General features: G+C 64.2%; 20 protein-coding genes. 9 read left to right on the forward strand and 11 right to left on the reverse strand.

Translation table 11 applies throughout. From position 1 onward, the window contains the following. Positions 1–56 precede the first annotated feature (56 nt). The 5 genes from ACIBJI_RS01590 to ACIBJI_RS01610 all read right to left on the reverse strand — a co-directional run bounded on the left by ACIBJI_RS01590 (position 57) and on the right by ACIBJI_RS01610 (position 3,343). On the reverse strand, positions 57–845 hold the full coding sequence (locus ACIBJI_RS01590) for a GNAT family N-acetyltransferase (protein ID WP_397082692.1): 789 nt from the start codon (positions 843–845) through the stop codon (positions 57–59). A gap of 70 nt (positions 846–915) precedes the next feature. Then, positions 916–1,209 (reverse strand): putative quinol monooxygenase, encoded by a 294-nt coding sequence (locus tag ACIBJI_RS01595; RefSeq protein ID WP_364358111.1) that lies wholly within the window; start codon positions 1,207–1,209, stop codon positions 916–918. A gap of 26 nt (positions 1,210–1,235) precedes the next feature. Further along, entirely contained in the window at positions 1,236–2,246 is a 1,011-nt protein-coding gene (locus ACIBJI_RS01600; protein WP_364358114.1) for an aldo/keto reductase, read from the reverse strand. Further along, positions 2,243–2,710 (reverse strand): MerR family transcriptional regulator, encoded by a 468-nt coding sequence (locus ACIBJI_RS01605; RefSeq protein ID WP_364358117.1) that lies wholly within the window; start codon positions 2,708–2,710, stop codon positions 2,243–2,245. The genes ACIBJI_RS01600 and ACIBJI_RS01605 overlap by 4 nt, the downstream gene beginning before the upstream one ends. Positions 2,711–2,974: 264 nt before the next feature. Further along, positions 2,975–3,343, reverse strand: coding sequence for a VOC family protein (locus ACIBJI_RS01610; protein WP_364358120.1), 369 nt, complete (start codon positions 3,341–3,343; stop codon positions 2,975–2,977). A gap of 59 nt (positions 3,344–3,402) precedes the next feature. Between ACIBJI_RS01610 and ACIBJI_RS01615 the strand changes: the two genes are divergently transcribed. After that, complete coding sequence (locus ACIBJI_RS01615) at positions 3,403–3,606, forward strand: hypothetical protein (RefSeq protein ID WP_364358123.1); 204 nt, start codon at positions 3,403–3,405, stop codon at positions 3,604–3,606. Between the two features lie 12 nt (positions 3,607–3,618). On the opposite strand, the gene ACIBJI_RS01620 is transcribed toward ACIBJI_RS01615, so the two are convergent. Further along, entirely contained in the window at positions 3,619–4,110 is a 492-nt protein-coding gene (locus tag ACIBJI_RS01620) for a histidine phosphatase family protein (RefSeq protein WP_364358126.1), read from the reverse strand. Between the two features lie 182 nt (positions 4,111–4,292). On the opposite strand from ACIBJI_RS01620, the gene ACIBJI_RS01625 reads away from it, so the two are divergent. Then, a complete protein-coding gene (locus ACIBJI_RS01625) occupies positions 4,293–5,963 on the forward strand; it encodes an FAD-dependent oxidoreductase (protein ID WP_364358129.1) in 1,671 nt (556 codons plus the stop codon). Positions 5,964–6,021: 58 nt separating this feature from the next. Here the strand turns inward: ACIBJI_RS01625 and ACIBJI_RS01630 are convergent, their stop codons facing one another. Next, positions 6,022–6,789 (reverse strand): acyl-ACP thioesterase domain-containing protein, encoded by a 768-nt coding sequence (locus ACIBJI_RS01630; RefSeq protein ID WP_364358132.1) that lies wholly within the window; start codon positions 6,787–6,789, stop codon positions 6,022–6,024. A 137-nt stretch (positions 6,790–6,926) separates the two neighbouring features. Between ACIBJI_RS01630 and ACIBJI_RS01635 the strand changes: the two genes are divergently transcribed. The 4 genes from ACIBJI_RS01635 to ACIBJI_RS01650 all read left to right on the forward strand — a co-directional run bounded on the left by ACIBJI_RS01635 (position 6,927) and on the right by ACIBJI_RS01650 (position 12,323). Beyond that, positions 6,927–7,172 carry a hypothetical protein gene (locus ACIBJI_RS01635; RefSeq protein ID WP_364358135.1) on the forward strand — a complete coding sequence of 82 codons (246 nt, stop codon included), beginning with the start codon at positions 6,927–6,929 and terminating at the stop codon, positions 7,170–7,172. Between the two features lie 71 nt (positions 7,173–7,243). After that, positions 7,244–9,118 carry a serine/threonine-protein kinase gene (locus tag ACIBJI_RS01640; protein WP_364358138.1) on the forward strand — a complete coding sequence of 625 codons (1,875 nt, stop codon included), beginning with the start codon at positions 7,244–7,246 and terminating at the stop codon, positions 9,116–9,118. Continuing rightward, positions 9,118–11,109 (forward strand): serine/threonine-protein kinase, encoded by a 1,992-nt coding sequence (locus ACIBJI_RS01645; protein ID WP_397082695.1) that lies wholly within the window; start codon positions 9,118–9,120, stop codon positions 11,107–11,109. The genes ACIBJI_RS01640 and ACIBJI_RS01645 overlap by 1 nt, the downstream gene beginning before the upstream one ends. Further along, entirely contained in the window at positions 11,097–12,323 is a 1,227-nt protein-coding gene (locus ACIBJI_RS01650; protein ID WP_364358144.1) for a hypothetical protein, read from the forward strand. Before ACIBJI_RS01645 ends, ACIBJI_RS01650 begins: the two co-directional genes overlap by 13 nt. 24 nt (positions 12,324–12,347) lie before the next feature. Here the strand turns inward: ACIBJI_RS01650 and ACIBJI_RS01655 are convergent, their stop codons facing one another. Together ACIBJI_RS01655 and ACIBJI_RS01660 are read right to left on the reverse strand one after the other, a co-directional pair. Next, the gene (locus tag ACIBJI_RS01655) at positions 12,348–13,499 is read right to left on the reverse strand and encodes a transglycosylase SLT domain-containing protein (protein WP_396958895.1); all 1,152 of its coding nucleotides are present in this window, start codon (positions 13,497–13,499) and stop codon (positions 12,348–12,350) included. Continuing rightward, a complete protein-coding gene (locus tag ACIBJI_RS01660; protein WP_397082698.1) occupies positions 13,496–13,819 on the reverse strand; it encodes an ESX-1 secretion-associated protein in 324 nt (107 codons plus the stop codon). The genes ACIBJI_RS01655 and ACIBJI_RS01660 overlap by 4 nt, the downstream gene beginning before the upstream one ends. Positions 13,820–13,964: 145 nt before the next feature. Between ACIBJI_RS01660 and ACIBJI_RS01665 the strand changes: the two genes are divergently transcribed. Then, complete coding sequence (locus ACIBJI_RS01665) at positions 13,965–14,939, forward strand: NADPH:quinone oxidoreductase family protein (protein WP_364358153.1); 975 nt, start codon at positions 13,965–13,967, stop codon at positions 14,937–14,939. Between the two features lie 149 nt (positions 14,940–15,088). Continuing rightward, positions 15,089–16,198: a winged helix DNA-binding domain-containing protein gene (locus tag ACIBJI_RS01670; protein WP_364358156.1), complete on the forward strand. Its 1,110-nt coding sequence runs from the start codon at positions 15,089–15,091 to the stop codon at positions 16,196–16,198. Between the two features lie 88 nt (positions 16,199–16,286). Here the strand turns inward: ACIBJI_RS01670 and ACIBJI_RS01675 are convergent, their stop codons facing one another. After that, positions 16,287–17,453 (reverse strand): low temperature requirement protein A, encoded by a 1,167-nt coding sequence (locus ACIBJI_RS01675; RefSeq protein WP_396958898.1) that lies wholly within the window; start codon positions 17,451–17,453, stop codon positions 16,287–16,289. Between the two features lie 85 nt (positions 17,454–17,538). Beyond that, the gene (locus ACIBJI_RS01680; RefSeq protein WP_364358162.1) at positions 17,539–18,063 is read right to left on the reverse strand and encodes an Lrp/AsnC ligand binding domain-containing protein; all 525 of its coding nucleotides are present in this window, start codon (positions 18,061–18,063) and stop codon (positions 17,539–17,541) included. Positions 18,064–18,222: 159 nt separating this feature from the next. Here ACIBJI_RS01680 and hppD point away from each other — a divergent pair, with 159 nt between their 5' ends. Continuing rightward, complete coding sequence (gene hppD / locus ACIBJI_RS01685) at positions 18,223–19,431, forward strand: 4-hydroxyphenylpyruvate dioxygenase (protein WP_364358165.1); 1,209 nt, start codon at positions 18,223–18,225, stop codon at positions 19,429–19,431. The last annotated feature ends 334 nt before the right edge of the window (positions 19,432–19,765 follow it).

Raw genomic sequence — 19,765 nt, forward strand, 5'->3', positions numbered from 1 at the left:
GCTGGCGCTCGGTTCCGGCATGACCGACCTTGTCGCTGTGCTGATGGTTCGCTCGCTCATCGGGTGATGCCCTTGCCGACCACGTGCTCGTCGTACTGCGGATGCTTCTCCAGATAGGCCTTGATGAACGGGCACAGCGGTCGGATCACCCGGTCGCGGGCGACCGCATCCTCCACCGCGTTCTTGGCCAGAACGGTGCCGAGGCCCTTGCCGGAAAACGCGCCATCGATCTCGGTGTGGATGAACACCGTCTCGTCGTCGCGCTCCTCGTACTCGGCGAATCCAGCCAGTTCGCCGCCGTAGAAGACCTCGTAGCGCTGCTTCTCGTCGTTGCGAACGACCTTGCTCTCGGGCGTCGATTCGGTCATGGTCGACTTCTCCTTCGTCGGGCGTACCGGGTGCTTACTCAGGATCGATACGCGGTTGAACGCGCCGATCGTGGTGGCGACCCAGAGGATCGCCGAGACCTGCTCATCCGATAAATGCTCCCGCGCCCGAGCGTACTCACGATCCATCGTGGCCTCGTCCGGCAGCGTGGTGGTGAGTTCGGCAAGTGCCAGCGCGGCCCGCTCGTGCGGCGCGTACAGCTCGGTGCGCCGCCACGCGGACAGTACGGAGAGTTCGCGCTCGGTGGCGCCGGCCGCGATGGCGGCGCGATGGTGGACGTCCAGGCAGTAGGCGCAGCCGTTGATCTGGGAGATGCGTACGTTGATCAATTCGATGAGCCTGCGGTCGAGTCCGGCCTCGGCTCCGGCGGCGCGGACCGCGCTGGCCACGGTGTTCAGCGCGCGAAACGCCTCGGGTGTCTGCTTGTCGATGAACACGCGTCTGCCGGATGACTCCATGCTCCGGATAGTAGAGCAGCACGGACCCGGACTGCGGTCCGGATGCCGTGCTGCGCTGGGCTCTGTGAGATCAGGTGACCTCGTGGAACCGTCGGAGGTGGAACGGCTCGATCAGGATCTCGTCCAATATTGCCGCCGCTTCCTTCAGATGCGGGGTTTCGAAATGCGTCGCAAGTGCCGCCTCATCGACCCACTCCTCGAGCAGCACGACCCGACTCGGATCGCTCGGGTGCAGATACAGCTCGTAGGCGATACAGCCCGCCTCGGCAAGTGTCGGCGCAACCAAATCCTCGAGCGTCTCGCGCAGTTCGGTCTCGTGACCGGGCTTGGCGGCGAACCGGACATTGAGCGTCAGAGTGGACACCGATGACTCCTGATTCGGCTGACCGGTCATTCCCGGCCGACGGCGGTGAAAGACATATCCGCGTACCGGTCTCCGGCCACCTTGTCGGCGATCGGGTCCAGCACGGCCAATTCCTCGGCGGTGAGCGAAATGGTCGCGGCGGCGACATTCTCGGCGAGCCGGATGCGGCTGCGGGTGCCCGGAATCGGGACCACCGTGAGTCCGTGCACGCCCGCCTGGGCATGCACCCACGCCAATGCCACCTGCGCGAGGGAGATTCCGCGCTCGTCCGCGATGGCGCGCAGCGGGGCGAGCAATTCGACGTTGTGTGCGGCGTTATCGCCCGAGTAGCGCGGCTGTGTTTTCCGGAAGTCCTTGTCGTCGGCCAACTCGCCTGCCGCGGCGAAGGATCCGGTGAGGAATCCGCGACCGAGCGGCGAGTACGGCACGAATGTCACGCCGAGTTCGGCGGCGGTGGGTGCCGCACTGCGCTCGGCATCCCTGGAGAACAGCGACCATTCGGACTGCACGGCCGCGATCGGATGCACCGCATGGGCCGCGCGCAGTTCGTCGCCGGTCACTTCCGACAGGCCGAGCGCCCGAACCTTGCCCTGCGCCACGAGCTCGGCCATCGCGCCGACCGATTCCTCGATCGGGACCGCGGGATCGCGGCGGTGTAGGTAGTACAGATCGATGGTGTCGATGCCGAGGCGGCGCAGGCTGGCATCGACCGCGCTGCTGATGTATTCGGGCGAGTTGTCGATGCCGCGGTAGGTGGGGTCGTCGGCCTTGCGGACGATGCCGAACTTGGTGGCGAGGACCACCTCGTCGCGGTTGGCGCGCACGAAGTCGCTGAGGAATTCCTCGTTGTGACCCGAGCCGTACATATCGGCGGTATCGAACAGCGTGACGCCGAGTTCCAGTGCGCGATCCAGGGTCGCCCGCGATTCGGTGAGGTCCGACGGGCCGTAGAAATCGCTTATTCCCATGCAGCCCAGGCCTTGTACACCCACTTGGATCCCGCTGGCGCCCAATGCTGCAGTCGGAAGTGAACTCATATTTTGATCCCTTTGCATGGTTTCGTGAGTGCGGCCGGTTTGACGGCGGCGGTTTTGCCCTCGTACAGGTCGATCTTGTAATCGAGCACGGCCAGGGTCTGATGGAGTTCGTCGATCTTGGCGAGCACCTCCGCGCGGGTATTGCGGAACATCTGCAGCCGCTCGGGCACGGTGGATTCGCCCTCCCGCACCAATTCGGCATAGCGGACCATGTCCGCCACCGACATCCCGGTGGTGCGCAACCTGCCGATCAAGGCCAACCACTCCAGATCGCGATTGCTGAACCGCCGCTTTCCGGCGTGATCGCGCCCGATGTAATTCATCAGCCCGATCCGCTCGTACCATCGCAGCGTGTCGCGACTCAGTCCCGACCGATCCGCTGCCTCGCCGATCGAATACTGCGGCTTCTCCCGATCCACATCGACTTGCTCGTCACCGACGACCTGATCTACGGCTCCACCCACTGCACTCGCCCTTCTCGATGAACAAAACCGACGTTAATGACCTGGAGCGCACTCCAAGCAAGCCCTAATTCTGCCGAACATCGGTTGTGCTTGCCGCCGGGCCCGCATCTTGCGTGGGACACTGGAGCCGACCAGGGGTGGGGACGAGTTCACAACAACTTGCCGTGTCCATTGACGATTCGGCTCGATCTACTGGGGTAGCGAACGGACGCTGTCCTCGCCGCGCATCCAATGCGCGACGATGACCAACGGGCCGCTGTGGACTCAGTCGCGTTTGGGCAGCTCCTGCACGGCCCATTTGTTGCCGTCAGGGTCGGCGAAGAAGGTGAACAGGCCCCAACCCATATCCTTCACGGGCGTCGCCTCCACACCTGCCGCGACCAACTGCTGGTACGCCCCCTCGGCGCTCGCGACAACCACCTGCATGCCTTCGACGCTGCCCGGTGCGGCGTCGGTGATGCCTTCGCCGATACAGATGGAGCAGCCGGAGCCGGGTGGGGTCAGCTGGACGAAGCGCAGGCTCTCGTTGACGCGGTGGTCGTGGTCGGCGTTGAAGCCGATCTTGGTGTAGAAGTCCTTGGCGCGGTCCACATCGGTCACCGGAATCGCGACCAGTTCGATTTTCCAATCCATCTGCTGAGCATCGCATCGGCTCGACGGCGAGAACGGGTTTTCGCACCTACTCTGGTGACATGCCAGGTAAGGACATCGACCGGATCAGAGCCCGCTCGGCTTGGGCCACGGTCCGGGAAAGCCCCGTGATCACCGCCATCGCGGTGGCGCCGTTCGTGCTGGCGCTCGGCGTCGTGTGGTGGCTGCTCGGCGGATTCGCCGCGTTCGTGCTGCTCGTCGTCCTGGGCGTCGTCGTGGTGGTCGGCGGCAAACTACTGCACTGATCGCACCCGCGCTCAGCGCGGAATATGGAATCGCACCAGATCGCCGGTGCCCTCGTCCACCTGCGCCCACGGCCGGTCGAATTCGAGTACCGCGAGCGCCGAGGTGGGGAACTTCCGGCTGAGCTCGATCGCCGGATCGGAGTCGCGATTGCTCGCCAACTCCCATGCCGTCCAAGGCATTCCGGGCGCATGCCCGATGACCAGCAGCGTCGTGACATCGTCATCGCTGAGCTGGACCAGTTCGATGAGCGTGCGCGGCGACGCCTCGTAGATGCCAGCCTCATAGACCACCGGCGCGGTGACTCCGGTGGCGGCGAGCGTTTCCCGCGTGCGCGTGGCGGTCGAGCAGCGTACCGCATCGATCGGCGGCTGGGTCTGGCGTAACCACTGACCGGCAAGTCCGGCCTCGCGCTGACCACGTGGAGCGAGCGGGCGCTCGTGATCGGAGATACCGTCGGGATAGGACGACTTACCGTGCCGCATGAGGATCAGAGTCCGCACCATGGAGATACCGTAAGCCCTCCGGAGAAGAGGCCTCGAACACACTCGAGGCAAACTGAAAGCGGCATCACAATCACGGCGCCTCATGGGACACCCCCGCCGGCACCGTGACGATGACGCTCCCGACCACTCCCGACCCCCTTGGGTGGCTATAGCCCAGGTACATTTTCGAGGATCTGCACAATATGGCCTACGTAATCACGCAGCGTTGTTGCAACGACGCCAGCTGCGTCACTGAGTGCCCGGTCGATTGCATCCGTCCCACCCCGGACCAGCCGGAATTCGCGACGACCGAGATGCTCTACATCGACCCCGACACCTGTATCGACTGCGGTGCCTGCGTTGACGCGTGCCCGGTGGAGGCCATCTTCTCCGAGGATGATCTGACCGCGTCGCTGGCCAGGTTCCGCGACATCAACGCCGCCTACTTCCAACGGCATCCACTCGAATCGAACTTCGATCCGATCGTCACGCCCGCGCGTCCGCCCAAGGAACTCGGCACGCTCCGCGTCGCGATCATCGGCGCGGGACCGGCGGCCTGTTACGCGGCCGACGAACTGCTGCGCCGCTGCGATGTCGAGGTCGAGATGTTCGATCGGCTGCCGACGCCGTGGGGTCTGGTGCGCGCGGGCGTCGCTCCCGACCACCCGGGCACCAAGACGGTCTCCGGGCTGTTCGAGTCGGCTTTCCGGCGCGAGGCGCTGCAGTTCTACCTCAATGTCGAGGTCGGCTCGCACATCACCCATGAGGAACTGCTCGCCCACCACCACGCGGTCATTTACGCGGTGGGCGCGTCCTCCGACCGGCGACTGGGTGTGCCGGGCGAGGATCTGCCGGGCAGCCATTCGGCGACCGAATTCGTCGCCTGGTACAACGGCCATCCGGACTACGCGGATCGCAGGTTCGACCTGTCCGGTGAGCGCGCGGTGATCGTCGGCAACGGCAATGTCGCCCTCGATGTCGCGCGCGTGCTGACGGTGGACCCGGACGAACTCGCCAAGACCGATATCGCCGACCATGCCCTGGATGCGCTGCGCGGCAGCAATATCCGTGAGGTCGTCGTGCTCGGTCGGCGCGGTCCGCTGCAGGCGGCCTACACCTCGCCGGAGTTCCTGGCGCTGACGCATCTGAAGGGCGTCGACGTCATCGTCGAGGAGGCCGACCTGACGCTCGACCCGGGCAGCCAGGCGCTGCTGGACCATCCCGAGGTCGAGCCGTCGCTGGAGCTGAAGTACACCCTCGCCAAGGAATACGCGTCAGGGCGTCGTGATCCGGCCAACAAGCGGATCGTCTTCCGCTATCTGGTCTCGCCGACGGCACTGCACGGTGCCGATCACGTCGAGTCGGTCGAGTTCGCGCACAACGAATTGGTCAGCGAGAACGGCCAATTGCTGGCGCGCACAACCGATCGCAGCGAGACCCTGGACACCGGACTGATTTTGCGTTCGATCGGCTACAAGGGCGAAGCGATCAAGGATCTCCCCTTCGACGAGCGCCGCGCCGTGGTCCCCAATGAGCACGGCCGTGTCATCGGCGAGGACGGTGTTCCGGTGCCCGGTGTCTATGTGAGCGGCTGGATCAAGCGCGGTCCGCGCGGTGTCATCGGCTCCAACCGAATCGACTCCGAGGAGACCGTCGAGCAGCTCCTCGCCGACTTCACCACGGGCAAACTCGGTGTGCCACAGGCCGATCGGGCCGCGCTCAAGGCGCTGCTCGGCCAGCGGCAGGCCGATCTGGTCGACCGTGAGGGCTGGAAGGCGATCGATACGGCGGAGAAGTCCGCGGGTAAGGCATCGGGCCGTCCGCGGGTGAAGTTCACTACCCGTGAGGATCTGCTCAAGGCCGCACGCGGCTGAACAGGCCACCGGCTCCGTTCCCAGTGAACGGAGCCGGTTTTTCTTTGCCGGTTTATCTCTACAGAGGCATGATGCGCACAACGGTCGTGGTGGTACCGCCGACCACGAACCACAACCGCAGCACCGGTCGCCCGGAGCGATCGCCCGGTTCGTAGCGGCTGCGCACGGTGACGTGCTGACGTGCCAGCACCGGCGCGACGTACTCGATCACCGCGCGATGCGGTCCGGCGACCAGCTTGGGGTATTCGACCAGGAACTGTTCCACCGCCTGCCAGTAACAGGCATTGTTGACGTGGTTGTACTGGTCGATATCGGTGGCCCGCACCGGGAACGGCATATCGGTATCCGATTCCGGCGGGGTGGCGTCGGTGAGATAGGGCCGCCAGCGCAGACGGTGCTCATTGGTGGTCTGCGCCAGATAGGCCAAGCCCTCGTCGCTGATCCTGGCGGGCATATTGTTGGATTCGCTGATATTGATCCAGAAGCCCTCGGTCTCGATCAATCCGCCGTTCGCGCTGGTGATGCGCACCCGCATATTCGTCCAGCGGGTGGACATGCTCGAACACCACCGCAGCAGCCGCACCTGGTCGGGCCACAGGATCGGCCGGATGACGTCGATCACCGTACGACGCACGATCCAGCTCGGATCGGTCGTATGCAGGTTCGTCTGTTGCAGTTGCTCCCAGGCGATGTCCTGCAGATAACGTGCGACGGCGTCGAACCGCAAGCGGTTGTACGGATCTACATCGCCCGCCCGCATGGGCCACGCCGACGCAAACCCCATGCCCTCCTGGGGAAGCGGGGCGAGTGGCTGATCGAGTGACACTGGTGCTCCTCGCGCTGCACGGTGTGCCGCGTTCTCTTACGCTGCTGTTCTGAGACGACTTTACGGGGCGTACGTCACACACTCGCGCCGAGCCGCCTCTACTCACACACGTCGGTCCCGCCGGGCGGGATGGGGCGATGATGGAAGCACCGCGCAGCGATTCGACGAAGGGGATTGGCAGGGTGGCGGGTGTGCACAACTCCGACCTACCGCCGAAACTCGGCAAACCCGCCGAACGAGCCCTGGCCGCCGCCGGAATCCACCGCCTGGCCGACTTGACCACCTGGACCGAACGCGACCTCGCCGCCTTACACGGTGTCGGCCCCACCGCGATCACCAAGCTCCGCGCCGCCCTCGCCGAACGCAACCAAACCTTCGCCTGAGCGCTGCGCCTCGGGCGACGATCGGCGATCGCGCCGGTACTATCCCGAGAGGACCGAGGGGAGGGCCGGGGTTGAAACCACTTGGGCCGCACGATCCGCGCCGGGCAGGCCGCCATCGCTTGATCGCCGTAATCGGGCAGGGCGCGATGGGACGAGTGCTGCTCGGCCGATCGCCGGACGGACGTCTCGTCGCAGTCAAAATGATCCACCGCCACCTCGCCCAGAACCCGGAATTTCGCGCCCGCTTCCGACTGGAAGTCCAGGCATCACAGCGCGTCACCGGCGCATACACGGCCGCGGTCATGGATGCCGACCCCGACGCCGCCGAACCCTGGCTGGCCTCGGTGTTCGTACCGGGACCTTCGCTGCGCGCCGCCGTCGACCAATCCGGCCCGATGCCATTGGGCGGACTCCGTTTGCTCACAGCGGGACTGGCCTCGGCGCTCATGGAGATCCACCGCGCGGGCATGGTGCACCGCGACCTCAAACCGACCAATGTACTGCTCGCGGAGGATGGTCCGCGGGTCATCGACTTCGGTATTGCGCGGGCGTTGGAGGGGGATATCCAGCTCACTAGCACCGGCTCGGTGGTTGGTTCGCCCGCATTCATGTCGCCAGAGCAGGCCGAAGGTCATCAGTTGACGACTGCCAGCGATGTGTTTTCGGTCGGTGCGATGTTGGTGCTGGCCGCGACCGGCGAGAGCCCTTTCCTTGGTGCGTCCACTCCGCAAACTCTGTACAACGTCGTCCACAATCGAGCGGATACCACCCGAGTCCCACCTGTCCTGCGCGGTGTGGTGGAAGCATGTCTCGACAAGAATCCGGCGTATCGGCCGACGCCGCCACAGCTGCTGCAATCGGTCGAGGCGATCACGGCACGTGCGGGCTGGGCAGCGGCCGTGCGACAGCAGATTGCGCATGATCGTTCCGATGCGGAGCGGTGGGTCGCGTTGGACGGACGGGTCCCGGAGTCGGCCAAGCGACGCGGCGGCCGGGTCCGATGGGTGGCGGCCGCCGCGGTCGCGACGCTGGTCGCCGCGGGCGGTGCGAGCGCGGTCCTGCTGACTCACGGTGAATCCGTGCCACCGGATCCGCTGGCGAACCGGAAGCTGGAGCTGAGTGATGAGCAGCTGCGGCTGGTCGACACATGCAAACTGCTCAGTTCCGACGTTCTCGGTTCACTCGGTACTCCGGACTCGACATTTGCTTTGAGATCCACGACATGTGCAATGGGTCTACGCCAGAGCAACGGTAGGCAGACAACAGTAACGCTGTATGCCGGAACCGATGTGCCCGCAACGGAATACAAGGACAGCGGAGTGACCGTCGCGGGTCTGCCGATACTCGATTCGACGTTTCACTCCAGCGTTGTCAACCTGTGTGGGCGCGCGGCGTTGTTGCGGCAAAGTCCACGTATCGGAATCGAAGTGAACGTGAAGGGTAGCGATACCGAATCGTGCGAGCTGGCGATGAGCGCACTGAAGGCCGTTATCGCCCGACTCGCCTCGAATCCGCCCTTGGTGTCGCTACCGCGGCAGTCCGCGATTCGAATGGACCCCTGTACCGCAGTCGATCAGTCGGTCGTGGACTCTTCGCTGGGTGCGGGTGTCAAGGCGGCTCCCGTCGACGTGCACAAATGTAAGTGGTCGGGTGCCGAGGCGGATGTCACCGTCGAGCTCACCGAGACCAAGCGGGTCGACACCGGGGAATCGAAGTTCACCAATCTCAGACTTAACGGCGGCCAGCTCGGGCCGCTGGATGTCTCGCGTTCCACCGATGACAAAGGAGAATGCGTGACGTACCACATGGTCCGATCGACACTCGAGAATCGGGGGGAGATGGTAATTGTGACAGTCCATCCAAAATCGACGATCGCGTCCGATAACGCTTGTGCGCCTTCCGATCCGATTCTGATGTCGGTGCTGAACCGATTGCGTGCCACCTGATGGTCGAGCGTTTGGATTCCGATCAGCCCGCTCGGATCGGACGGTATCGCCTACTCGGACAACTGGGCGCCGGGGGAATGGGGCGCGTATTCCTTGGAATAGGCCCCGACGGCCGGCCGGTCGCGATCAAGCAGGTACATCCGCATCTGGTCGAGGAAGACGACTTCCTGCCGCGTTTTCGCCGTGAGGTGCAGACCTCCGCGCGTGTCTCCGGGGCATTCACCGCCGCTGTCGTCGACTTCGATGTCGACTCCGAGATGCCCTGGCTTGCCTCGGTTTTCGTACCGGGGCTGCCACTGGACAAAGCGGTGGCGCAGTTCGGTCCGCTCCCGGTCGATCAGGTGCGGTTTCTCGCAGTCGGTTTGGCTTCGGCGCTGACGGCGATCCATCGAATCGGGCTCATACACCGAGACCTGAAGCCCGCCAACATCATCCTCGCGCAGGACGGACCGAGGGTTATCGACTTCGGTATCGCGCGAGCGGTCGAGGGCCGATCCGAGCTGACGCAAACAGGCTCGATCATCGGGTCGCCCGCGTTCATGTCGCCGGAGCAGGCACAGTCGATGCCTCTGACGCCGGCTAGCGACGTCTTCGCCTTCGGGGCCGTCATCGCGATGGCCGCTGGTGGCAAGAGCCCATTCGCCGGGGCATCGATGCCGCACACCCTGTACAACATCGTGCACACTGATCCGGACCTGACCGGGCTTCCCTCGCAGATCCGGCAGTTGGTCGAGCCGTGCCTGCGTAAGGAGCCGGGGGCACGTCCGACGACGGCGCAGATCCTGGATTACCTCGGACCGATGCCGCAGGCGCCGAATCCGTGGTCCTCCGCTGTCCACGGCGCAATTCGGCAGCAGGCCGCAGAGTTATCGGCGTTGACATCCGATCCGGAATCGACGCAGATCGTCGGGGTGCCATCCGCTGGCACGGAGCCGACGTCGATGCGTGAGGAGGAGACCTTCGAGCAGCGACTCCGTCGATTGGAAGTCAACTCGTGGGACGCGAGTTCGAAGCGGGACAAGCGATCGCTGGTGATTGCGGCTTTGGTCGCGTTGGTGCTGCTGATCGGTACCGGAATCGGGGTTGGGGTCATGCGCTCTGGCGATGGTCCGGCGAATCCTGCTGGTGCGACTGAGAATCCGCTCAGTGCGATGAACCTGACGCAACTGCGGCTGGTCGATCTGTGTGGCTTGATGAACAAACCGTTTACCGCAGTAGGTGAGTGGAAGGCAGCACCCTATCCCTTGCAGTGGGGCTCCTGCACTGCCAAGGGCGCGAATTACAACGTTGAGCTGTGGAAGAGGTCGACAGCCGCCTACCAAGAAAGCGGAAAAAGGATTGATGGCGTTCCGGTGCTCGAAGACCGTACGAACCTGGGGCACGACTGCACACGGGGTTTGGTGCCCGCGAAAATGGAGCCGCAGTTCGGTCTGTTCGTTCAGGTGAATACCTCGGACTCGGCCGCCAAGGCAGGAATGTGCGAAGCCGCGGAGTCGGCCATGGCCGAGGTGATCGCTCGGCTGCGGTCGTCGTCATTTCAGCTGCTGAACGTTCAGGGCTCGTTGGCGCGACTCGATGCCTGCGCGCTGGTTTCGCCGACTGCCATCAAGTTCAACGTCGGCGCGCCTTCGCAGGGGGTTGCGAATGACGTGTACAGCTGCAAATGGACAGCGACCAATGTCTTGACCTTGAAACTGGATCGGGCAGCCAGGCCTGATCTCACATCGGGATTGAAACAGATCGATGTCGAAGGGCTCGTCGGCTATCGGCCTGTCGATGACCCCCAACGTGGGGAGTGTTCGGCCCAATATGCGCACCGCACTATTGATCAGGGTCTCGCGGAGGTCGTGACAGTGCGGGTTTCGAATCAGACGGTCGACCCGGAGCGACTCTGCACAGCTGCGGCGGCGGTTCTGAAGAATGTTGTCTCGAATCTGCCGCCTCGGAGAACGTATCAGCGGGCTTGGGAGGGATTGGCGTGCGTCGCTTGATGTTCGGCTCGTTTGTGGCTTTTCTCGTCATCGTCGCGGTGACGGCGTGTGGTCAGGCGGTTCGAGGGTCCGCGCTGCCCGGCGAACCGGATGTTCGAAAGCTGGATGCTGGTCAATACCCGGTCCGGCAGTCCCGCCTGGTAGACCAACTGGATCAGCAGGACTATGCGTTGCTGGAGGCAGTGCGCATGTCCGACTCGGTATTGAACCCCTATGAGGTCGACTCCAAATACGGGCAAGGCGCTATCGCAGGCCCAGTGCTCACTACACAGGCCATGACGCGATACCTGGTCCCCCCGGTCGAGGCCGTCCTGCAGAAGTACGGTATGGTGCTGGGATTCGTCTCCTCCGCTTCGGATAAGTCGACGCCGCTTGCGAACGCTCGTGACTCATCGAAGGACCGCGAGGGCCTGTTTGTGGCGGTATCGCGCTTTCCCGACGAACGGTCGGCCACATCGGCCGCTACGGAGATGAACGACGCTGATTTCTCGTGGAACCCCGACAATGTCGCGGTGCAGCTGCCTGGATACGCGCAAGCCAAGGCGCACTGGCGGCCATCGGTGCCGACCCTGGGCAGCACTACACCGCACGGTGTATTCGTCATCAGCATCCTGGCGGAGCAGCGCGACACCAATATTCAAGCGCTGGTTGAGATGACGCAGAAGTATCTCGACGCCGAGACGAAGGCGCTGGACGGTTTCACATCGACCCCGCGCGACAAATTCAACACCCTGCGGCAGGACCCTGATCGGCTACTCGTTCGAACCCTGCACGCGGACATGGTGGTTCAGCGTCCGAGCTCGGGCGACCTCATCTACACCAGGCGCGGCTTCTTGAACAAGACGTCGCGTTCGTCATTCGTCGCGTTCGTGACGAACCAGGCCGGTCGGCACCAGATCATGACCGAAGCACAAGTCGATCGCGTAGCGGTGTCGGCTTTGTCGACTGTGTACCGGACCAATAGCGTTGCGGCAGCGCACAAGTTCGTCAGCGACTATCCGAGGATCGATGCCGAAGGCTTTCGGCGCGATTACGATCCGCCCCTGAATGTTGGGGATTCGTACTGCTACGAGGATCTTCGGGCCGTTTCGGACGATAGGTTTCGATGCGTGGTCGCGTACCGGTCGTATGCGATCTATGTGCAGAGCGCGCAGTTGTACGACGCACAGCAACGGGTTGTCGCCCAGTACGCGTTGCTGGCGAACACCCAGTAAGTCGTTCGATCGGGGCCGCGCCGATCAGTAACCGACGTAGCCTTCCTTCTGGCTCATCGCGACGATGCCCGGTACGTTGCTCAATGAACCGTATCTTTCGATCGCGTACCGCGATCCGGCGATGATGTTGTCCACCGGATTCCAGATGTCGTCGTGGCCGGGCAGCTTGTAGGCGTTGAAAGTCGGGTCGATGGTCTGCATCAGGCCCTTCGATGGAATGCCCGCCGCGGCATTGCTGTCCCAGAGGTTGATGGCGTTGGGGTTGCCGCCGGATTCCTTCTCGATGATGGTGGCGATGATCGCGGCGTCGCTATCGCTGATGTTGTAGCCCTTTTCGCGCAGCGCCTTGATCGCTTCCTCGATCCACTTCTTCTGGTCGCCGGTCGGCATGGTGGTGGGGACGTTGTACGACGTCGTGCTGCCCGAATTCGAACTGCCGGAGGAGGATCCGGAGCCGCTGCCGTTGTGATTGCTCGACACGTAACTGGGCTTGCTCGTGTTGGAGGACGTGGTGGACGCCGGCGTGGTGCTGGTGTTCTGGGACTGTGACGTTCCCAGATTCGGGTCGCCGAGGTCGTTGAAGGCCTTCTCCAGGTTCTGTACTGCGGTGTCCACCTTTGTTTTTGCGTCGTTGGCGGCCTGCTCCGCTTCCTTGAGTTTGACGGTGATCTGGTTCGACCAGTCCGCGGCGTCCCGACGGGCTCTCCACGCCAGGTTCTCGGTGTCCGTGTTCTGGTTGTCCTGACTGGACAGCGGGCCGAGTAGGGCGGCGATCCGGCCTTCGGGGTCAATAGTTCCGTCTGGATTCACCGGGAAGCCGGTGATGAGACCTCGGCCGTCGGCCGGAACCGGCGACGCGGTCGAGATTGTGTTGCGCAGCGTCACGATCTCGTCTTTGAGGTACTGAAGCCGACCAACCTCGGCTTGGAACGCCGTTTGGAGTTCGAGTATTCGCTGACTCACCGCGGAAGCGCGGGTCTTTTCGGTCTCCATTCGCGTATTCGCCGCTGCTGCGGCGGCGCCGGACCAGATCTTGTCGGTGCCCAGCTTTGCGGTGTCTTCGGTGCCCTTGCGGACCGCGGTGTCCAGATCCGTTGAGATTTTGGCCGCGTTGTCGGCGGCGGTGGTGAGGTGGCTGGGCTCCCACTTGGCTACATCGTCGATGGTGAGGGTCATGGCAGTTGCAGGCCGATCGTCTTCAGGTTGTTCGTGAAGTCGGTCTCGGCGACTTCGAACGCGCCCGCGAGGTTGTGGGTGAGCGAAGCGATCTTGTCGAGACGCTCGCCGATTCGGGTCAGGCTGCGGTTGACGGTGTCGGTGGCGGATTGCACGGCAGTTCCGAATTGGGTGCCGGGCAGTGCGTTTACCGCGATGTTGAAGCCGTCACCGACATTGAGTTTCTTGATGCCATTCGCCTCATCGCCCAGACTCTTGGCGAATGTCTGCAGTGCGCCCGCATCGACCCGCAACGTGCCCGGGTCCATATGGTCTACCACGAAAAACCTCCCCCTTCGTCCCCACCTCAGGTCGCGGTCAGCATAGCAAAAACAGGTGGTGCGGACAGGGGGTCGACGGTGGGTGGTTAGTTTGGTCATGGCGTCGGTGATGTGAGTGTCGCCGAATGGACAGAGAGGTCGGCATATGCGTGCAGCCCAGGTCAGCAAGCTGGAGGGGCCGGAAGCGGTCGAGGTCGTCGAGATTCCGGAGCCGGCGGCATATCCCGGGGGTGTGGTCATCGACGTGCATGCGGCCGGGGTGGCGTTTCCCGATGTGCTGATGACGCGGGGTCTGTACCAGATGAAGCCCGAGCTGCCGTTCGTCGTCGGCGGCGAGGTGGCTGGGATCGTGCGCGAGGCTCCGGAGGGCGCGCACATAAAGCCGGGGGATCGGGTGGTCGCGCTGACCATGCTCGGCAATGCTCTCGCCGAGGTGGCGGTCACGCCGACGCAGATGGTGTTCCGGTTGCCGGACAATGTATCTCTGCAGGCCGGGGCCGGAATCCTGTTCAACGATCTGACCGTGCACTTCTGCCTGCGCAACCGCGGCAGGCTGGCTGCGGGGGAGACCGTGCTGGTGCACGGCGCCGCGGGCGGCATCGGCACCTCGACCCTGCGGATGGCGGTCGCGCTGGGTGCGAGTCGGGTCATCGCGGTGGTGAGCACCGAGGAGAAGGCGGCCGTCGCGCGTGCCAACGGCGCCACCGATGTGGTGCTGACCGACGGCTGGCTCGCGGCCGTCAAGGAGCTGACCGGTGGCCGCGGTGTGGATATCGTGCTCGATCCGGTCGGCGGCGACCGGTTCACCGACAGCATCCGCAGCCTCGCTCCGGCGGGCCGTCTGCTGGTGGTCGGCTTCACCGCCGGTGAGATCCCGACGGTCAAGGTGAATCGACTGCTGCTCAAGAACGTCGAGGTGATCGGCGCGGCCTGGGGCGAATGGGTAATGACCCATCCGGGTTATCTGACCGAGCAGTGGGAAGAGGTCGAGCCATTGCTTGCCTCCGGCAAGATCACCCCACCGAAGCCGGTGCTCTACCCGTTGGAGCGGGCCGCCGAGGCGGTCGCCTCCCTCGACAACCGCACCGCCACCGGAAAGGTTGTTGTCACCCTGCGCTGACCTCGAGCCGCGCCCGAATTGGTAGGCCGCGCTCGAATTCTGCGACCATTCGATGCGCGGCGCGACAATTCGCGCCCAGCGGTACGGTGATCTGATCATGAAGCTGGCCCACCCGTGCCCGACCGCCACCCTGAGGAATCGCTGCGCAGATGCTGTCTAATCGGGTATTGAATCGGACGTTGCTTGCACGCCAGCATCTGCTGGAGCGTTCAGCGCTGAGTGTGTTCGAGATGTGTGACCATCTGGTGGGGTTGCAGGGCCAGGATTCGCGGCCGCCGTTCGTCGGATTGTGGAGCCGCATAGCGGATTTCGATCCCGCGACGGTGTCGGCCGCTCTGGAGGATCGCTCGCTGGTGCGAATCACCTTGATGCGTGGGACGATTCATATGGTTACGCCGCCGGATGCGCTGCGTATTGCGCCGCATATCCAGCCCGAGCTCGAGAAGATCCCTTTCCGAAAAGGTTTCAACTACGGCGCGATGGTCGGTCTGGATCCGGACGAGGTGCGCAAGCACGGCGAGGCCGCACTCGGTGACGAGCCGATGTCGGCGGCCGACCTGCGCGCCAAGGCCGCGGTGATCTACCCGGATCGCGATGCCGGTGCGGTGCTGCAGACCTGGCTGTGCCAACTGCCCGTGCTGCAGACTCCGCCGCGGGGCAAGTGGAAGGACAACAGCAGGCCGATCTGGTCCCGTGTCGAACCCTGGCTCGGCGCGCCGCTGGAACCCAACTATCCGTTGGCGGAGTTGGTCTTTCGTTATCTGTGCGCCTTCGGCCCGGCCAGCACCATGGATATGCAGACCTGGTCGAAGCTGACCGGTATGAAGGCCGCCGTCGAGCAGCTCGGCGACCGCCTGCGCACTTACACCGACGAACGCGGTCGCACCCTCTACGACATCGCCGACGGCGAACTCGCCGATCCCGATCTGCCCGCCCCGGTGCGCCTGCTCGGCTGGTACGACAATGCGATTCTCTCGCATCAGGACCGAACCAGAATCGTCCCCGACGGCACGGCCCCACCGTTGCGCGCATTCGCGACCGCGGTCTCCCCGGTCCTGGTCGACGGCTTCCTCGCGGGCTTCTACAAGATCTTCCTGGAGAAGGGTGTCGCCCGCCTGCGCATCACCCCGACCAGGACGTGGTCGGCTGTGGAGCGCAAGGCGGTCGATGCGGAGGCCAATGCGCTGGTCGGGTTTCTGGAGGCCGATAAGCAGCCGAGCGTCGAAATATTGGACGTGGCCGCCGATCTGCGTCCCTGACCAGGACGATGAGGATCAACGCACCGAATGCGGGCGACCGCGGCGCAAATCTGTGGGCTCAGCACGCCCTGCGCGGCCCCGCCCCGTGCTACGTCGAGCGCTGCCGCCGTCCGACCCGCACCGCGGGTAACGGTTGACCGGGCCCAGCCACCAGTTGCTCGGCGATGTCGATCGCGACGAGCACGGCCGCGGTGAGCCCGACCACGGCAATCGCGGGTAACAACGACGACACCAGCGCGACGGCGATCAAGCCAACGGCCGCGACGACCCGAGTCGTGGCGACATTGCCGAGCATCCGCCACCGATTCACCACCAGGGCGACGAGGAACACAGCCGCGCCGCCCGGTGCGAGCGCGGCGGCGACGCCGTGGGCGGTGTGCCCGGGATCGGCGACCGCATGCCCCAGGCCGACGGCCACCGCGACGAGTCCTGTGACCAGCGCTAAATGCCCATAGCTCAGCACATCTCGCACGATCAGCCCGGGCGAGGGCATGGTCGCCAGCGCGTACTCGAGCAGTCGCGCCGAGCGGTGGAAATAGATCCACCACAGCCCCGCACCGACGAGGAAGGCAAGCACCAGGGTGGCAACCACCGCCGGATCGAGGTCGGTCGAGGACGCCTGCGCGCCCGCGTCCACCACCGATTCGCCCAGCGCGATGATGATGAACAAGCCGAACCGTTCCACCAGGTGCGATGCGCCGATCGTCCGGCCGCGCAGGGCCCTGGCGTACAGCAGCGGCGCTCCCAACTGCACGATGAGCGCACCGGCCCAGAACCAGATCCGCGAATGCTCGGGCAGCGGCGCGCTCGCGAAAATCGCTATGCCGGTGACCAATCCGATACTGAATGGATTGATCGTGGTCGCGAATCCATTGGTGCTGGTGATCGCGACGAACAGCATAATTCGCAACAGCAGGTGCGCGCCCGCGAAAACCATTGCGGCCCCGCGTGGTTGGTCCAGCGCCGCGGGCGCGGCCACCGCCATCAAGAAAATGCACAGCCCGCAGGCGAACAACACCAGCCGCTGGGCATTGGTCTCCTCGACGGTATTCACCAGGATCGTGACTCCGACCCACCCCCACCACAGCGGTGCAAGCAGCACCAGGGCATGGCCCAGCGTGGCGAACGAGGTGTGGTGGCCGAGTACGTGAGCGGTCTGGGTGACCGCGAAGACGAGCACCAGGTCGAAGAACAGCTCAGCCCAGGTGGCGCGGGCGTGTGGGGTGGATGTGGATTCGGCAGTCGTCTCGCTCAAAACTGGTCTCGCACTCGATAGTTCGGGAAATACGGTGTGGGGACCAATCCGCCGCGCACCGCGAGCACGAGCGTAAACGACCGGCCTACCGCTCGTGGGCGTCCCGGTAGGCGGGTGCTTTGGTGGTCCCGGTCGGTGTGAGCGTGCGCAATAGCGGCAGCGTCCGATGCGCGACCACTGTCGACAGCACGATCACACTGTGCGAGCGCACCACCGAACTCGTCCGGTCGATGCTCAACAACACCGCCTGGAGTCCGGCATGTGAATCCGCGCCGATCCGGCACAGCACATCGCCGGAGCCGGTGGTCGCATATGCCTCCAGTACGCCGGGAATCGTGTCGAGTTCGGCCGCCACCGCATCCAGCGCACCCTGTGCGATCTCCAAGGTGACGAAGGCCTGCACATCGAAACCCGCTGCGGTGACATCGATCTGCGGATCATAGGACGAGATGACGCCAGACTCCTCCATCCGTCCGATGCGCGACTGGACGGTGGCCCTGGCGACCCGCGTGCGCCGGGACAGCTCGAGAATGCCCGCCTTCTGATACTCGTGCATCGCGGTGAGGATGGCGAGATCGAGTTCATCGAGTTTCGCGGGCGTGCGCGACATGACGGCCTCCGTTCGGGGCATGACCGGCGTAGTGCGGGTCACTTACGATGCTATTCAAATTGTCCAGCATCAGGGGTGACTTGCTAGCCGATTTCGCCATAGTGTCTAACCGAAATCGGTGATGTTGCCTATCCGAAGGGGCGGCGATTTCCTTGGATCATGACCATCGAGCATCTGCCGAAAGCCCACCGACAGAGTGGTCCGCTGCCTGCCGACGGTGAGTTGCGCCGCCTGGTCGGGCTGGTCGATCATGACGACAGCGTCGATCCGTTCCCGGTTATCGGCTGGGATGCACTGGTCTGGGTGGTCGGCAACGCGACTCAGACCGCGCACTTCCTGGAATCCGCCTTCGGGATGCGGCTGGAGGCCTATTCGGGTCCGGAAACCGGCAACCGTGATCACAAGGCGTATGTGCTGCGCAGCGGCTCGGCCAGATTCGTCGTCACCGGCGCGGTCGCACCGGACAGTCCGCTGGTCGCGCACCACGATCGGCACGGCGACGGCATTGTCGATATCGCGCTCGAAGTTCCGGATGTGGACCGGTGCATCGAATGGGCGCGCACACACGGCGCGCGGATCCTGGTCGAACCACATGACGACACAGACGAATTCGGCACTGTCCGCTCGGCCGCGCTGGCCACCTATGGTGAGACCAGGCATACGCTGATCGATCGCTGCGAGTACTACGGGCCGTATCTGCCCGGATATGTCGCCCGCCGTTCCGCGTATCAGCCGCGCGCAGGCGCCCCTACCAGGCTGTTTCAGGCCATCGACCATGTCGTCGGCAATGTCGAGCTCGGTATGATGGACGAGTGGGTCGAGTTCTACCGCCGCGTCATGGGATTCACGAATATGGCCGAATTCGTCGGCGACGATATCGCCACCGAATACTCGGCGCTGATGAGCAAGGTGGTGGCCAATGGCAATCACCGGGTGAAGTTCCCGCTAAACGAACCAGCCGTCGGTAAGAAGCGTTCCCAGATCGACGAATACCTGGAGTTCTACCGCGGCCCAGGCGTGCAGCACATCGCGCTCGCCACCAGCGACATCCTCGAATGTGTCGACGTATTGCGCCGCGAGGGCGTCGAATTCCTCGAAACGCCCGACACCTACTACTCCGATCCGGAACTACGCGCCCGCATCGGCCACGTCCGCGTCCCGGTGCGCGAGCTGCAGCGCCGCGGCATCCTGGTCGACCGCGACGAAGACGGCTACCTGCTGCAGATCTTCACCAAACCGCTCACCGACCGCCCAACCGTCTTCTTCGAACTCATCGAACGCCACGGCTCACTAGGCTTCGGCAAGGGCAACTTCAAGGCCCTGTTCCAGGCGATCGAACGCGAACAAGCAGCGCGCGGAAACCTTTAACCGCCCGTCGATTACCGCACTACCAGCCCCGACGAAGCGAGTCTTACGAGCGGCCCGTTCGCGGCTCGTCTTGCGTCCGAGTTGTTGAAGTGCGTGTGCCGCATTCGCGTGTCTCGACCTTCTGAGCGTGCGTGCGCCGGGTGTCAAGCGCTTCGTCATCACCGACCCTGTCGGAGCGAGTCTTACGAGCGAGGAGTTCGCGGCTCGTCTTGTGTCCGAGTTGTTGAAGTGCGTGTGTCGCATTCGCGTGTCTCGACCTTCTGAGCGTGCGTGCGCCGGGTGTCAAGCGCTTCGTCATCACCGACCCTGTCGGAGCGAGTCTTACGAGCGAGGA

The sequence above is a fragment of the Nocardia sp. NPDC050408 genome (assembly GCF_044458905.1).
Classification (GTDB): Bacteria; Actinomycetota; Actinomycetes; order Mycobacteriales; family Mycobacteriaceae; genus Nocardia.

Excerpts from the sequence above, each read along its gene's own strand:
- ACIBJI_RS01590 (WP_397082692.1), bottom strand. The coding sequence starts at position 845 with ATGGAGTCATCCGGCAGACGCGTGTTCATCGACAAGCAGACACCCGAG.
- ACIBJI_RS01600 (WP_364358114.1), bottom strand. The coding sequence starts at position 2,246 with ATGAGTTCACTTCCGACTGCAGCATTGGGCGCCAGCGGGATCCAAGTG.
- ACIBJI_RS01610 (WP_364358120.1), bottom strand. The coding sequence starts at position 3,343 with ATGGATTGGAAAATCGAACTGGTCGCGATTCCGGTGACCGATGTGGAC.
- ACIBJI_RS01615 (WP_364358123.1), top strand. The coding sequence starts at position 3,403 with ATGCCAGGTAAGGACATCGACCGGATCAGAGCCCGCTCGGCTTGGGCC.
- ACIBJI_RS01620 (WP_364358126.1), bottom strand. The coding sequence starts at position 4,110 with ATGGTGCGGACTCTGATCCTCATGCGGCACGGTAAGTCGTCCTATCCC.
- ACIBJI_RS01625 (WP_364358129.1), top strand. The coding sequence starts at position 4,293 with ATGGCCTACGTAATCACGCAGCGTTGTTGCAACGACGCCAGCTGCGTC.
- ACIBJI_RS01635 (WP_364358135.1), top strand. The coding sequence starts at position 6,927 with ATGATGGAAGCACCGCGCAGCGATTCGACGAAGGGGATTGGCAGGGTG.
- ACIBJI_RS01645 (WP_397082695.1), top strand. The coding sequence starts at position 9,118 with ATGGTCGAGCGTTTGGATTCCGATCAGCCCGCTCGGATCGGACGGTAT.
- ACIBJI_RS01655 (WP_396958895.1), bottom strand. The coding sequence starts at position 13,499 with ATGACCCTCACCATCGACGATGTAGCCAAGTGGGAGCCCAGCCACCTC.
- ACIBJI_RS01665 (WP_364358153.1), top strand. The coding sequence starts at position 13,965 with ATGCGTGCAGCCCAGGTCAGCAAGCTGGAGGGGCCGGAAGCGGTCGAG.
- ACIBJI_RS01670 (WP_364358156.1), top strand. The coding sequence starts at position 15,089 with ATGCTGTCTAATCGGGTATTGAATCGGACGTTGCTTGCACGCCAGCAT.
- ACIBJI_RS01680 (WP_364358162.1), bottom strand. The coding sequence starts at position 18,063 with ATGTCGCGCACGCCCGCGAAACTCGATGAACTCGATCTCGCCATCCTC.
- hppD (WP_364358165.1), top strand. The coding sequence starts at position 18,223 with ATGACCATCGAGCATCTGCCGAAAGCCCACCGACAGAGTGGTCCGCTG.